At 61.6% G+C, this 16184-nt stretch carries 4 protein-coding genes; 1 reads left to right on the plus strand and 3 read right to left on the minus strand.

The annotated features are described in order from the left end of the window. Window positions 1–178: 178 nt before the first annotated feature. Window positions 179–13177 carry a non-ribosomal peptide synthetase gene (locus tag ACA073_RS18230; protein WP_497398367.1) on the minus strand — a complete coding sequence of 4333 codons (12999 nt, stop codon included), beginning with the start codon at window positions 13175–13177 and terminating at the stop codon, window positions 179–181. Window positions 13178–13581: 404 nt separating this feature from the next. Here ACA073_RS18230 and ACA073_RS18235 point away from each other — a divergent pair, with 404 nt between their 5' ends. Further along, window positions 13582–14130 (plus strand): RNA polymerase factor sigma-70, encoded by a 549-nt coding sequence (locus ACA073_RS18235; protein ID WP_497398369.1) that lies wholly within the window; start codon window positions 13582–13584, stop codon window positions 14128–14130. 125 nt (window positions 14131–14255) lie between these two features. On the opposite strand, the gene ACA073_RS18240 is transcribed toward ACA073_RS18235, so the two are convergent. Next, complete coding sequence (locus ACA073_RS18240; RefSeq protein ID WP_497398371.1) at window positions 14256–15260, minus strand: GNAT family N-acetyltransferase; 1005 nt, start codon at window positions 15258–15260, stop codon at window positions 14256–14258. Window positions 15261–15340: 80 nt separating this feature from the next. After that, on the minus strand, window positions 15341–16174 hold the full coding sequence (locus ACA073_RS18245) for a sugar-binding protein (RefSeq protein ID WP_497398373.1): 834 nt from the start codon (window positions 16172–16174) through the stop codon (window positions 15341–15343). Window positions 16175–16184 lie beyond the last annotated feature (10 nt).

A 16184-nucleotide genomic window follows, 5' to 3' on the forward strand; every position in this document is an offset into this window, starting at 1 on the left:
GCAGAAAGGGAGGAAGCAGACTGGAGCTGGAAGGACTTGGCGGTCAACGCGTTAATTGTCGCAAAATTCACTGACGCCTTCGCGAGCAAGCCCGCTCCCACAGGGGATTTGCGTAACGCCGCAGATCCAATGTGGGAGCGGGCTTGCTCGCGAAGAGGCCGTTCCAGACGCTAGAGAATCAAAACCCCTCCAACTCCGCCATCAAGTCATTCAACCGATCCACCTTCTCCTCGGTGATGTCACTCGCGGCCAACCCGTCGATGTACTCCGCCAGTTCCTCCACCGTGCTGCACTCGAACATCGCCCGCAGCGGCACATCCCGTTGCAGGGCTTTTTGCACCCGCGACGCAATCTGCGTTGCCAGCAGCGAATGCCCGCCCAGCTCAAAGAAATTGTCGCGAATCCCCACCTTCTCGACCTTCAACACCTCGGTCCAGATATCCGCCAGGGTCTGCTCAAGTTCATTGCGCGGCGCCTGGTAATCCTGGCTTTGCAACTGGCCGATCTCCAGCGCCGGCAGTGCCTTGCGATCCAGTTTGCCGTTGGCATTGAGCGGCATCCGCTCCAGCCACAACCAGTGCAGCGGCACCATGTATTCCGGCAGCTCGGCGCGCAGTCGTTGCTTGATGCGCTCCAGTCGCTCGGTCGGACTGAGTGAAGCATCAGTCGCGACCAAATAGCCGACCAGATACTTGCCACTCACGCCTTCCTGCACCCCGACCGCCGCTTCGCGGACTTCCGGTTGCTCATGCAGACGCGCTTCGATTTCACCCAGTTCGATGCGGTAACCGCGAATCTTCACTTGATGGTCGATGCGGCCAACGTACTCCAGCACGCCGTCACTGCGACGGCGGGCCAAGTCGCCAGCGCGATACAGACGATCACCCGGCTCGCCAAACGGATTCGGCACAAACACCTGCGCGGTGCGCAGCGGGTCGCTGACATAACCGCGTCCGACGCCGGTGCCGGCCACGCACAACTCACCCACCGCACCCAACGGCACCAGGTCCAGCGCGCCATCGAGCAGGTACAAACGGTTGTTGTCGGTCGGCGTACCGATCGGCAAATAACTGCCGCGGGTCGAGGCCATGTCGACGCGGAAGAACGCCACGTCGTCCGAGCATTCCGCCGGTCCGTAAGCATTCACCAGCCCGATGTCCGGGTAGCGCAGCAACCATTGGTGCGCGAGTTCCGGCGGCATCGCTTCACCCGTCGGCAGCATCCAGCGCAAGCCGTCGAGTCTCATGCGTTCCTGGGCGAGCATGCCCTGAATCAGCGAAGGCACGCTTTCCAGCACGGTGATGCCCTGGGCCGACACATGCGCCAGCAAACCCTGTGGATCGTGGGCGATGGTGTTCGGCACGATGTCCACCCGCGCGCCAAACAACGGCGCGGCGAGGAACTGCCAGACCGAAATGTCGAAGCTTTGCGAAGCGGTCTGCGCGATCACATCGGCCTCGCTGAGATTCAGGTACGGGACCTTGCTCAACTGGTTGTTGAGCATGCCGCGCTGTTCGACCATCACACCTTTCGGCAGCCCCGTCGAACCCGAGGTGTAGATCACGTAGGCGAGGTTATCCGGGCCGCTGTAGACACCCGGATTCGCCACCGACACATTGCTCGCCTGAACCTCTTCCCACACCAGCAACTTCGGCCGATTGGCACAACCGAACTCCTCCAGCAGCGCCACCGCTTGTTCGCGACAGGCCTGCGTGCAGACCAGCAACGGCGTGCGGCTCAGATCAATGATCCGGCTCAGACGCTGACTCGGCAGCCCCGGATCCAGCGGCAGATAACCCGCGCCGGCCTTGAAGCTGCCGATGATCATTCCGAGCAGGTCGAGGTTACGTTCGGCCAACAACGCCACCGGTTGATCCAGTCCGACGCCGGCCGCGATCAACGCATGGCCGAGACGGTTGCTACGCTGGTTCAGCTCAACGTAACTGTGTTGCTGATCAAGGCAACTGGCGGCGATCCGTTGTGGATGCAGCGCAACCTGCGCTTCGAACAACGCAACGTAGCTCTGCTCCAGCGGGTAATCGTGTTCGCTCTGGTTGCAGCCATGAATCAGGAAGTCTTGTTCCTCTGCACCGAGCAATGGCAAGTCCGCCATGTCGCCATGGAAGTCTTCCACCAGCGCCAGCAACAAACGCTTGAACTCACCCAACATGCGCTCGACGGTCGACTCGTCGAAATAACGTTGGTCGTAAGACAGGTGCAAGCCCAGGTCATCGCCCGGATAACACACCGCCGTCAGCGGGAAGTTGGTGTGGGTCCGGCCCGAATCCGAGGTCGCGTTGAGGCTCTGCGCGCGGTCCAGTACCGAGACTTCCACCGGGGCGTTTTCGAACACGAACAGGCTGTCGAACAACGGCTGGCCCTTAGGCAGTTCGCTGTTTTCCTGAATGATCACCAGCGGCAGGTATTCGTACTCGCGCAGCTGCATGTTGCTGTCGAGCAAACCGCTCAGCCATTGACGAACGCTGCACCGCTGGTCGTCCTCGGGCATCTTCACCCGCAGCGCGATGCTGTTGATGAACAGCCCGACGGTGCGTTGCATCTCCGGCATTTCCACCGGGCGCCCGGCCACCGTAACGCCGAACAGCACGTCGCGATCACCGCTCAAACGCCGCAGCACCAAGGCCCACGCCGCTTGGGCGAAGGTGTTGATGGTCAGTTGATGAGCCTGCGCCAGTTCACGCAGTCGCGCACCGTCACGGGCATCGAGCCGGGTGTAGCGGTCGCCGACGATCATGCCGCCGCTGTCGCCGGCATGTTCACGCAGGAACGGCCGGTCGCTCGGAATCGGCGTGGTCCGTTCGAAGCCTTGCAGGTTGGTTTTCCACCACTGTCGAGCCTCGGCCAGACTCTGGCGTTGCAGCCAGCCGATGTAGTCGCGATAACGGGTTGGCACACCCAGTCGGGCTTCGCGACCGTCACCCAGCGCAGTGTAGATTTCAAAGAAATCCGCCATCAACAGCGAGCGGCACCAGGCATCGATGAGGATGTGGTGGTTGCTCATCATGAACCAGTAGCGCGCCTCGCCCACCCGGATCAGACGCAGATGGAACGGAGCCTGGTTGAGCAGATCGAACCCGGCTTCGCGCTCGCTTTTCAGCAATGCTTGCAACTTCGGTTCTTGCTCGGCCTCGGCGATGGCGGTCCAGTCGAGGTATTCGATCGGCGTGCTGCCCGGCTTGTGGATCACCTGCAGCATGTCTTCGCCGACGTTCCAGCAGAACGACGCACGCAAGGCTTCGTGACGGGCAATCACCGCTTGCCAGGCTTCGGCGAAACGCTGCGGATCGAGCTCGCTGTTGATGCGGTAGCGGTCCTGCATGTAGTAGAGGCCTGTACCCGGTTCCAGCAAGGTATGCAGCAGCATGCCTTCCTGCATCGGCGTCAACGGGTAGACGTCTTCGATGGAGACGGCCGGAATCGGCAGTGCGTCGAGTTGCGGCTGGGTCAGCTTCGCCAGCGGGAAGTCCGACGGTGTCAGGCCGCCCGCCTCGTCGCGCAGGCAATGCTCAATCAGGCTCTGCAATTCGCCGAGGTAGGCGTCCGCCAGTTCGCTGATGGTTTGCGTGTCGTGGCGTTCGGCGCTGAAGGTCCAGCGCAGTACCAGTTCGCCGCCGTAGACCTGACTGTCGATACTCAGCTCATTGGGCAGCGGCGCACGCGGATCATGGGCGGCGCCGACGATTTCATCGAGCGGACGGAACAACGCGTCCGCGCCGAAGCTCTGGTCGAACTGGCCAAGGTAGTTGAAGGTGATCGGCGCCACCGGCAGCGCGGCCATGGCTTCACGGCACGGGTTATCGGCGAGGTAACGCAGCACGCCATAACCCAGCCCTTTGTGCGGAACGCCACGCAGTTGTTCCTTGATCGCCTTGATCGACGCGCCCTGCCCAGCGGCTTCTTCGATGTTCAGCGGCGTCAGGCGCAGCGGGTAAGCACTGGTGAACCAACCGACGGTGCGCGTCAGGTCGATCTCATCGAACAAGGTTTCGCGACCGTGGCCTTCGAGTTGAATCAACGCCGATGCATGACCGCTCCAACGGCACAGCACGCGAGCCAATGCCGTCAGCAACAGATCGTTGACCTGAGTGCGATAGGCGCTCGGTGCCTGCTGCAGCAGTTGCCGGGTGTACTCGCTGTCGAGGCGCACGCTGACGGTTTGCGCATGACGATTCTGCCGGCCACCCTCAGGCCGGTCACACGGCAATTCGGCGCTCGGCCCGGCCAGCTGCGACTGCCACCAGCTCAGCTCTTCACGCAGGGATTCGCTGTCGGCATACGCCTGCAAGCGGGCCGCCCAATCCTTGAAGGCGCTGGTTTTCGCCGGCAATTTGACCGACTGTTCAGCCGCCAGTTGGCGATACACCGTTTGCAGATCGTCGAGCAATACGCGCCAGGAAACGCCGTCCACCACCAAGTGATGGATCACGAAGAACAGCCGTTGCTGGCCTTCGGGACCCTCGACCAGCAGCGCACGCATCAACGGCCCTTGTTCGAGGTCGAGACTGCGCTGAGCATCGGCAAACAGTGCCGCGCATTTATCCATCGCCGCCACACGCACTTGCCACAGCACCGGCACGCCTCCCACCTTCTGGTGCGCCGCCGTCCATTCGCCTGCGGCTTCGGTGAAACGCAGGCGCAAGGCGTCGTGCTGTTCGATCACCGCCAGCAGCGCTTGCTCCAGACGATGAGGTTCGAGCGCAACGGCCGGTTCCAGCAACAACGCCTGGTTCCAGTGCTGACGCTCGGGAATGTCGGTGTCGAAGAACCAGTGCTGAATCGGCGTCAAACGCGATTCGCCGGTGAGCAAGCCTTGCTCGGCCGTGACCTGTTCGGTGCGGCTCGCCACAGCGGCCAGCGTCTGCACGGTCTGGTGCTGGAACAGGTCACGCGGGCTGAAGTGAATGCCCTGCTGCCGCGCACGGCTGACCACCTGGATCGACAGGATCGAGTCGCCGCCCAGCTCGAAGAAGTTGTCGTTGAGACCGACCTGCGCGACGTTCAACACTTCGCACCAGATCTGCGCCAACGTCAGCTCAAGCTCATTGCTCGGCGCCACGTAGTCCTGACGATTCAGTTCCGGGTTCGGCGCCGGCAGTGCGCGGCGGTCGAGTTTGCCGTTGGCGGTCAGCGGCATGCTGGCCAGCAGGATCAGGTGCGTCGGCACCATGTAATCCGGCAGTTGCGATTTCAGGTGAGTCTTAAGGGTTTCGCGCAGTGCGGCTTGTTGCACTTCGTCTTGCTCAGCGACGTCGGTAACAAGATAGCCGACCAATTGTTTGCCGCTCGGTGCGTCCAGTGCCAGGACCACGGTTTCACGGATCGATTCATGTTCCAGAAGACGGGTTTCAATCTCGCCCAGTTCGATGCGGAAACCGCGAATTTTCACTTGATGGTCAATGCGCCCGAGGTATTCCACCAGACCGTCGGCACGCTGACGCACCAGGTCGCCGGTGCGGTAAATCCGCCCGCCATCGGCCGCAAAGGGGTTGGCCACGAACCGCTCCGCCGTGATCCCCGGACGGTCGTGATAACCCTGCGCCAGACCGGCGCCGCCGACATACAACTCACCGGTCGCGCCTTGCGGCACCAACGCGAGATCAGCGTCGAGGATGTACGCCACACGCGCACCGATCACGCTGCCGATTGGCACACTGCCCAACCCTTCTTCAAGCTGTTCCGGCGCGAGACTCGCCAACGGCATGACCACGGTTTCAGTCGGGCCGTAGGCGTTGAAGAACAGGCTCGGTTTGAACGCCGCGCGAATCCGCTGTAAATGTTCGCCAGTCAGCGCTTCACCACCGGTGATACACATGCGCACCCGCAAGGTTTCGCCCTGAGTCGCCAACCACTGCGCCAGTTGGCTGCCGTAGCTCGGGGTGAAGCCGAGGATGTTGATGTTGTGGCGACGGATCAGCCCGCAGATTTCCTCCGCGTCCCACTGGCCCTGGGCGCGCAATACCACTTGTGCACCGCTCAACAACGGCACCAGCAGACGTTCAGTCGCGGCGTCGAAGTTGATCGAATAGAAGTGCAGTTCACAGTCGTCCGGGCGCATGCCAAAGCGCTCGATGACCGCGCGGCAGTGCATGGCGATTTCACCGTGGGACACCACCACGCCTTTCGGCTTGCCAGTGGAGCCGGAGGTGTAAATCAGGTACGCCTGATGCTGCGGCAGGCTGATAAAGGGCAGCTCGGTGGCCGGGTAGTTGGCCAGTTCCGTAGCGTCGTCCTCCAGGCACCAGCGGGCGACAGTGGATGGCAGATCACCGAGGGCGTTGAACATCGCCGCATCGCTGAGCAGCAAACCGACGCCGCTGTCTTCGATCATGTAGTGCAGACGATCAAGCGGGTACTCCGGATCGAGCGGCACGTAGGCGCCGCCCGCCTTGAGGATCGCCAGCAGGCCGATGACCATCTCCAGCGACCGCTCAAGCGCCAGACCGACGCGGACCTGCGGACCAACACCGCGCTCGCGAAGCATCCAGGCCAGGCGATTGGCACGGCTGTCGAGCTCGGCGAAACTCAGGGTTTCACCGGCGAACGTCAGCGCCGGCGCATCCTTGCGCGCCAAGGCTTGCTCGCTGAACAGGTGATGGATGCACTGATCCAGTCGATGTTCGCCCGGCTCGACGCCGAGACTATTCAGCAGCTTTTGCTGTTCAGCGGCTTCTAGCAACGGCAGTTCACTGAGGCGCTGTTGCGGATCGGCCAGCAGCGCTTCCAGCAGATTGCGCCAGTGCCCGGCCATGCGCGCAATGCGCGGTTCGTCGAACAAATCGGTGCTGTAAGTCAGGCAGCAACCGAGACGATGATCGAGGTCGGTGACTTCCAGGTTGAGGTCGAACTTGGTCGCGCGCGCATCATTGGCCAGATACTCGACGGTCATGCCGGCGAGCGTGCGGCTTTGCTGGAATTCCCAGCGCTGCACGTTGCACATCACCTGGAACAGCGGGTTGTACGCGGTGCTGCGTGGCGGCTGCAAAGCCTCCACCAGATGATCGAACGGCAGGTCCTGATGGGATTGGCCTTCGATCACGGTGTGACGCACCTGCTCGAACAACTCGCTGACCGACATCTGCCCGTTGAGCTGGCAACGCAGCACTTGAGTATTGAGGAACGCACCGATCAGTCCTTCGCTTTCCGGACGAATGCGGTTGGCTACGGGTGCGCCGATGCGCAGGTCGGTCTGGCCGCTGTAGCGGTAAAGCAGCACGGCCAGCGCGGCGGTCATGGTCATGAACAGGGTCAGGCCGTTTTGCGCGTTGAAGGCGCGAACCCGTGCGGCGAGGTCGTCGCTCAGGTCAAAACGGAACAGCTCGCCCTGATGGCTTTGCACCGGCGGTCGCGGACGGTCAGCAGGCAATTCCAGCAGCGGATGTTCGCGGCCCAGTTGCGCGGTCCAGTAGTCGAGCTGACGCTGACGCTCGCCGGATTCCAGCCACTGACGCTGCCAGACGCTGTAATCGAGGTACTGCACTGGCAGCGGCGCCAGCGGCGATTCCCGGTCATCGACAAACGCTTCATAGAGCGCGCTGAGTTCCCGGGCGAAAATGTCCATCGCCCAGCCTTCGGTGACGATGTGGTGCAGGGTCAGCAGCAGGTAATGTTCCTGCTCGGCGGTCTTGACCAGGCAGGCGCGCAACAAGGGTCCGGTTTCCAGATCGAAGGGTTTATGCGCTTCGCTGTCGGCCAGTGCCTGCACCCGCTGTTCGCGCAGGTCAGCCTCCAATGCCGAGAAATCCTCCCAGTCCATGCGCATCCCGGTTTCCGGGTGCACTCGCTGTTGCGCCACGCCGTCGATGCTCGGGAACGTGGTGCGCAGGGTTTCGTGCCGCATGATCAGCGCTTGCAACGCGGTCTCGAAGCGCCCGACATCCAGCACCCCGCGCAACCGCGCCATGCCGCCGACGTTGTAGGCCGGGCTGTCCGGCTCCATCTGCCAGAGGAACCACATGCGCTGCTGGGAATAGGACAGCGGCACCGGTCGGCTGCGGTCGACTTTCTCGATTGGCGGTTGCTTGTTGGTACTGCCACTGGCCTGAATCTGTTGAATCTGCTCGGCGAATGCCCCCAGTTCGCTGTTTTCGAACAGTGCGCGCAGCGGCAACTCGACGTCGCAAGCCTGACGGGTGCGGGAGATGATTTGCGTGGCCAGCAGCGAGTGACCGCCGAGGGCGAAGAAGTCGTCGCGCAGGCCGATCTGCTTCAAGCCCAGCACTTCAAGCCAGATCGCGGCGATCTGCTGTTCAAGTTCAGTGACCGGCTCAACGTGTTTGCGGACTTGCCACTGAGGTTCGGGCAAGGCGCGACGGTCGAGTTTTCCACTCGGGCTTAGCGGCATTTCTTCCAGGCGCATCAGTTGCGCCGGGACCATGTATTCCGGCAGCTCGGCCGCCAGTGCGGTTTTCAGGCGTGCGGTTTGCGCCTCTTCGGTTTCACTGGTTTCAGTGGCGGTGTAGTAACCGATCAGTTGACCGCCGGCCGCTGTTTCGCGCACCAGCACCACGGCTTGAGCGACGCCGTTCTGGGCCAGAAGACGCGATTCGATTTCTTCCGGTTCGACGCGGAAGCCGCGCAGTTTGACCTGCTGATCGAGACGGCCGAGGTATTCGATCACGCCATCGGCGGTCCAGCGTGCACGGTCGCCGGTGCGATACAGACGTGCGCCCTGCTCGCTCAACGGATCGACGACAAAGCGTTCAGCCGTCAGCCCCGGACGACCCAAATAGCCACGGGCCAGACCGATACCGCTGATGCACAACTCACCCGGCACACCGGCCGGCACCGGGTTGAGTTCGCTGTCGAGTACCCGACAAATGACGTTGCCCAACGGACGGCCAATCGGCGAGCGTTCGCCATCGACCGTGCTGCAATGCCAATGGGTGACGTTGATCGCGGTTTCGGTCGGGCCATAGCGGTTGTGCAGATGTACGGCCGGCAGTTGCTCCAGCACGCGGTTGCGCAGCTCCGCCGGCAACGCTTCACCGCCGGAGAACACGCGGCGCAGGCTGGTGCATTCGGCGGTGAGCGGTTCGTCGATGAACAATGAAAGCAGTGGCGGCACAAAGTGCAGCGTGGTCACGCCGTACTGTTGAACCAGCTGCGCGATGCGGTGCGGATCGCGGTGTTCACCGGGACCGGCGATCAGCAAGCGCGCGCCTGTGATCAGCGGCCAGAAGCATTCCCACACCGAGACGTCGAAACTGATCGGCGCTTTTTGCATCAGCACGTCGGAGTCGTTCAGGCCATAAGTGCTCTGCATCCATTGCAGGCGTTCGGCGAGGGCCGCGTGGGTGTTGCCGACACCCTTCGGCTGGCCGGTGGACCCGGAGGTGTAAATCACGTAAGCGAGGTTGTCACCGTACAAATGCAGACCCGGCGCCTGGCTCGGCCAGTTCTCAAGATGCAGCGCATCCATGGCGATCACGCTGACGCCGTCGGTGGTCGGCAGTCGGTCCAGTAATTGGGTTTGGGTCAGCAGCAATTCCACGCCGCTGTCGCTGAGCATGTACGCCAGGCGCTCGGCCGGATAATCCGGGTCCAGCGGCACGTAGGCGCCACCAGCCTTAATGATTGCCAACAAGCCGATCAACAGTTGCGGGGAACGCTCGGCGGCGATGGCCACGCACACGTCCGGGCCGACGCCTTTGTCGCGCAGGTAATGGGCCAGACGGTTGGCCTGGGTGTGCAGTTCGGCGAAGTCCAGACTGCCGCCGTCCCACATCAGCGCGATGCGCTCCGGGGTCAGGCGTGCCTGTTCGTTGAGCAGTTCCGGCAGCCATTGGCTGGCTGGTGTGCACGGTGCGGCGCTCCACGATGCTTGCTGATCGTGCTCGCTCGACGCCAGCAATTGCAGGTCGCCGACGGCCGTGGCCGGCTGCTCGCAGATGGCCCGAAGCAGGTTACTGAAATGCTCGGCCAGCCGATCGATGGTGGTGGCGTCGAACAGTTCGCTGGCGTAGTCGAAGGACAGGCTCAGGCGACCGTTACGGTCTTCTTCGCTGTGCAGTTGCAGGTCGAACTTGGCTTCGCGGCTGTGCCACGGCAGTTCTTCGGCGAGCAATCCGGGCAGTCGACGCAGTGCGCTCAGGTCCCGTTGCTGATGGTTGAACATGACTTGGAACAGGCCTTGCTCGCGAGCTTGCGGGAAGGCTTCCAGCAGTTGTTCGAACGGCAGGTCCTGATGCGCTTGCGCACCCAAAGCCGCCTGGCGGGTTTGCGCCAGCAGCTCGATGAATGGCAGCCGCGAATCCACCTCGGCACGCAGCACCTGGGTGTTGATGAAGAAGCCGATCAGGCCTTGGGTTTCCAGGCGCGGACGGTTGGCGTTCGGCACGCCGATGCGAATGTCGCGTTGGCCGCTGTAGCGATGCAGCAGGCTCTGGAACGCCGCGAGCAACAGCATGAATGACGTGGAATCGTAGGCCTGGGCAGTCTGGCGAACGGCATCGCTGAGGGTCGCATCCAACCGTACGGTGTGGCGTGCGGCGCTGTGCAGGTGTTGCGCCGAACGGGGGTGATCGGTGGCGAGGCTCAGGGTCGGATGCTCATCGCCCAGCTGCGTTTTCCAGTAGGCCAGTTGCCGTTCGCCCTCGCCTTGCGCCAGCCATTGGCGCTGCCAGCTGCCGTAGTCGGCGTACTGAGTCGGCAATGGCGCGAGCGTTGCCGTTTGCCCTTGGGACGCAGCGGCGTACAGGCGCGAGAACTCGTCGATCAGCACATTCAGCGACCAGCCATCGGCGATGATGTGGTGCAGCGTCACCAGCAATTGGTGATCTTCATCATCGAGGCGCACCAGCGTCACCCACAACAGCGGGCCTTTCTCCAGATCGAACTGGGTGTGCGCTTCGTCCTCGCGGATTTGCTGCGCGCGGGCTTCACGTTCGGCGACCGGCAAATCACTGATGTCGATCCGTTGCAGGTTGAATTCACCCGCGACATCGACCTGTTGCAGCGCCACGCCGTCACGCTCGAAGAAGCGTGTGCGCAGGGATTCGTGGCGCTCGATCAGTTGCTGGAAGCAGGCGCACAAGGCGTCTTCGTCCAGTTCGCCGCGCAAACGCAAGGCGCCAGGAATGTTGTAGGCGCTGCTTTGCGGGTCGAGCTGCCAGGTGATCCACAGACGGTTTTGCGCGAGGGATTGCGGCAGCGCTTCGCTGCGCGACAGCGTGGTGATCGCGCCTTGGGCCAGGCCGCCGTCCTGTTGTTGCTGCGCGACCGCAGCGGCAAATGCGCCGAGGGTCGGCGCTTCGAACAGCAGGCGCAGGTTCAGCTCCAGACCGAGCTCTTCGCGCAGGCGCGCAACCACTTGAGTGGCCGCGATGGAGTTGCCGCCGAGCAGGAAGAAGTGGTCGTCGGCGTTGACTTGTTTCACCTGCAATTGCTTGGACCAGATCTGGCCGATCAGGGTTTTCAGCTCGGAATCCGACTCGGTTTTTGCTTCGTTTGCAGTGGCTGCCGACGGGAACACCGCGTAGCCGTCGAGGCTGCCATCCGCGAGGCGATTGCGGCACGCCGAGCGTTGCAGTTTGCCGCTGGAGGTCTTGGGCAATGCGCCCGGATTGAGCAACACCACCACGCTCGGCGCTTCCTGATACGCCTCGGCCACGGCTTGACGAATGGCTTTGATCAGCGCCTCGGGCGGCAGGATTTTCTGCACGCTGCGGCTGATTTCCGCGGCGATGCCGATGCCCTCCTGACCGTCGATGTTCACCGCGAACGCGGCGACGCGACCTTTGCGCACCACCTCTACTTCACGCTCGACGGTCTGCTCGAGGTCTTGCGGATACAGGTTGTGACCGCGAACGATCAGCATGTCTTTCAGGCGCCCGGTGATGAACAGTTCACCGTCGCGCATGAAACCCAGGTCACCGGTGCGCAGCCAGGTTTTTCCGGCGTACTGAACGAAGGTCTTGGCGCTGGCCTCGGGGTTGCGCCAGTAACCGTGGGCGATGCTCGGCCCGGTGGCCCAGACTTCGCCGACCGCGTTGTCGGCCAGTTCGGTAAGCGCCAACGGGTCGATAATCAGGACCGCATGATCCGGCTGGCTGATGCCGCAACTCATGATCGCGCTGCCCTCACCTGCCTTCGCACGGTTTTGCGCCAACGCTTGATCGTCCACCCGCAAATTACCGATGCCTTGGCCACGGGTTGTACCGGCAACGAACAAGGTGGCTTCCGCCAAGCCATAGGACGCCATGAAACTGTCCGGGGTGAAACCGCAGCTCGCGAACCTCTCGGCGAAACGGTCCAGGGTGTCGAGGCGAATCGGCTCGGAACCGGAATACGCCACGCGCCAGCCGCTCAGGTCGAGGCGTTCCAGCGCCGATTCGCTGACTCGCTCGCTGCACAATCGATAGGCAAAATCCGGCCCGCCGCTGATGGTGCCGCCGTACTCGCTGATCGCCTCCAGCCAGCGCAACGGCCGGCCAAGGAAGTACGCCGGCGACATCAACACGCACGGCACGCCGCTGAAAATCGGTTGCAACAGACCGCCGATCAAACCCATGTCGTGGTACAGCGGCAGCCAGCTGACGATCACGTCGTCAGGGTTCAGGTCGATGCCGAAACCGTGGCGGATCAGCAACTCGTTGGCGACCAGGTTGCCATGGCTGACTTGCACGCCTTTTGGCAACGCGGTGGAGCCCGAGGTGTATTGCAGGAAGGCGATGTGGTCGTCTTCGAGATTCGGTTCGATCCACTTTGCGGCCAGTGCACCGTCGAGGGTGTCAACGCACAACAGCGGCGGTGCGCCTTCGATTTGCAGCAAGGCGTCGCGCAGGCCAGCGCTGGTCAATAACAGACGCGGTTCGGCGTCGCTGATGATCGACAGCAGACGCTCCTGATGATGACGCTTGGCCGACTCCGGCGGATAAGCCGGCACCGCAATCACGCCCGCATACAAGCAACCAAAAAACGCCGCGACGTAATCCGGGCCGCTGGGAAACAACAGCACCGCGCGATCACCAAAACCCGTCTCGGCCTGCAATGCACCGGCAATGGTGCGCGCCCGTTGATCCAGCTCGCGATAACTGAGCACCACCGCCTGATCCGGGGTTTCGGCGAGAAAACGCAAGGCCACCCGATCCGGCGTCAGGGCTGCGCGGCGCTGAAGGGCTTGGACCAGTGTGCCAGGTATTTCGAACGCGTCAGTCATGAGGTTTCCTGCCTGAATTCGGCTGTAGGAGCGAGCTTGCTCGCGAAAAAAAGGAGAACGCCGCGGGGTGTCAGGCGCCCATCGCCATCGTTGACGACCATCGCGAGCGATCGAGCGTCGACCGGCTGCTCCTACAGGGTGATGAGGATTGCGCTGTTCCATTCACCAATGAGAACGGATGACGTCTTTAAATAATTAGTCGGCCGGCGTGATCGTCAAAGGGGGCGGCTGCCTCATGCGCGTGCGACAGCGTGTCGCAGTTCTCACTTCTGCACCAATGAGAAGCATTAGTTCTCTTTCTCAATTGACAATAATTATCATTCAGAATAATTTGTCGCTCGATGTGTAGGACGGCTCCTCTTCTCCTGTCGTCCCACGACCCCATTTGCAGCAAGGTGATTTCCATGACGGAACAAGTATCCACAAGCAGGTGCGATTCACCGCTACTTCAGGCATTCGTCGACAATCGACTGATTCTGGTCAAGATTGCTGCCCGTATAACCGGCTGCCGGTCACGTGCCGAAGATGTGGTTCAGGATGCGTTCTTCCGCCTGCAATCGGCGCCGCAGATCACGTCCTCGATCAAGGCTCAGCTCAGTTACCTGTTCCAGATCGTGCGCAACCTGGCGATTGATCACTACCGCAAACAGGCGCTGGAACTGAAGTATTCGGGGCCTGAGGAGGAAGGGTTGAACGTGGTGATTCAAGGCGCTTCGCCGGAAACCTCGCACATCAACTTCTCGACCCTGGAACACATCGCCGACGCGCTGACGGAGCTGCCGAGCCGCACCCGCTACGCCTTTGAGATGTACCGTTTGCACGGCGTGCCGCAAAAGGACATCGCCAAGGAGCTCGGTGTTTCGCCGACCTTGGTGAACTTCATGATTCGTGATGCGTTGGTGCATTGCCGCAAGGTGTCGGGCAGTCGCGCGGATAGCTTTGCCCGTCGATAAGATCCTAGACCTTATTGCCTCATTCGCGAGCAAGCCCGCTCCCACAGGGTTAGCGCTGAACCTGTGGGAGCGGGCTTGCTCGCGAAGGCTGACTCAAGACCGCAACGGATCTTGAGCCATAAGCATCACGCCAACACACACCGCTCAAAAAACCGCTCCCGCCCCAGCACCATCAACGCCGCGCGCTTGTGCGGGAAGTCGAACTCTTTCTCGCAGTAAAAGCGCTGACCCTGCATATACCCGATCATCTTCGCGTTATCGGCGCGCGGCTCGGCGACCACCCGTTGGGTGCGGGGATCGTCGAGAAACAGGTAATGCGTCAACGCGGATAACCAGCTCGCCACCTTGTGCGGGCCGCGATGGTTTTCCTCGCCGACCAGCATGTGAATGCCACGATCGTAATCACCCGCCTCATAAAAAGGCGCAATGCGGTCTTCCTTGGCCCAGTACGCTTCGAAATAGGCAAACGGCTGATCATCGAAACAGCCGATCAGCGTCAGGGTGTGCGGATCGGCGTCGAGTTTGCCCAGGTACTCGCGATGCTGTTCGAGGCTGCCCTCTTCCTGCCAGAAACTCGCCACCCGCGCGCTGTTCTGCCAGCGGTTGAACCGCGCAAGGTCGAGGTCGATATCCACCGTTTGCAGGGAAATCCACGCGCCCAACCGTGCATCGAAACGCCGATACACTTCACCGCGCGGCTTCACTGGCCGCAACGGATGACGTTTGCCGCCGCTGATGACCCTCTGCTGCGGATAGCTGCCGGTCAGCGACGCCCCCAGCCAAGGCTGCGGCAACTGCCAGAACAACGTGCGCTCGCAGCGATACTGGCCGGCGATTTCGGTCCGGACCAGCAATCCGCTGAGCAAGGCTTCGACGGGAGCTTCTTCGAGGTGCCAGGTCAGGTGCTGGCAGGCCGGATCACGGGCAAACAGCCAATAACTGGCGGCCCACAATGCCTGAGTGTCGATACGTGTCTCGGGACGCACCTGCAGCTGCGGTTCGCGCATCAGGTGCAGCGTAATCAGCGGCTGCGCGTCGAGACTCAGGCTCAGTCGGCTTTCGGTTTCATCAGCGACAAGACGACTGCCGATCGGCAACGCCAAGGCAGTCAGGTCATTCAGATTGGGCATGGGTCAGGCTCACGATTCGTCGACAGTTAACTGAGGAACGTGAGCCATACTTGGAAATTTAGCGACGAACAACGCAAACCTCAGGATGACTTAACCACGATTTCGGTGATGATGTAGTCATTCCCTTTACCGGAGGCGACATGACTGACGATCTCCAACACCTCCTGCGATGAGCTTGCCGTAAACGTGCCTTCCAGCCATGCCTGAGATGTAATAGGGGTCTCGGGAGCAATAACTTGCGCTCCGGAATTGAGTGAGAGACGGGGAGTTTCATGAAAGAAAACATAACGGTGCACGCTTACTCCGAAGGTGTAACTCCGTCCCACCTCCAAATCCAGGAAATTCTTCCAGAGCACAATCCCAGCAGATTGGTGGGTAAATGTATTGTTATACAGTGCATATTTATTTCCATCCGGCTGGACAACCAGATCTCGGGGGTCCGCACCAGCCGCCCCCCTCTTCCAGCCATTCCAGTCATTTTTCCCGTCTTGCGCACTGAACGTAGTTCTATCTTCGTATTCCCACCGAATCTCAAGATTCAGCGGCGGAAACAATTCCGCGCAAGCACATTCAGCGTCCTCCAGCACGGCCTGGAAAACAAACGTGATGTCACTGCCGTGTTCCAGCTCCTGCAGTTGCTCCCAATTAATGATTCGACACCAACCAGCCTCAGCTTCTTCCTCCGTAAGAGGCTCGCCGTCAACGATGCGCAGCATAATTATCGAGCCGTCGGAAGCGTGCCCACAGACATGTAAAGTGGTCAGCTGACCGAACGCAATATTCCGCCACCGCGCCACTTTAACGGTGATACCGGGTGCTCCATCCTGTTTACGCAGGGTCAGTACCTTGCCGACAGCCTGCGGAACAGAAGGAAGTGGAAGGCGCGGCACAGACTTCAATGGGTGATTAGACATGGCAGATGCC

This window comes from Pseudomonas sp. LBUM1670, assembly GCF_059695695.1.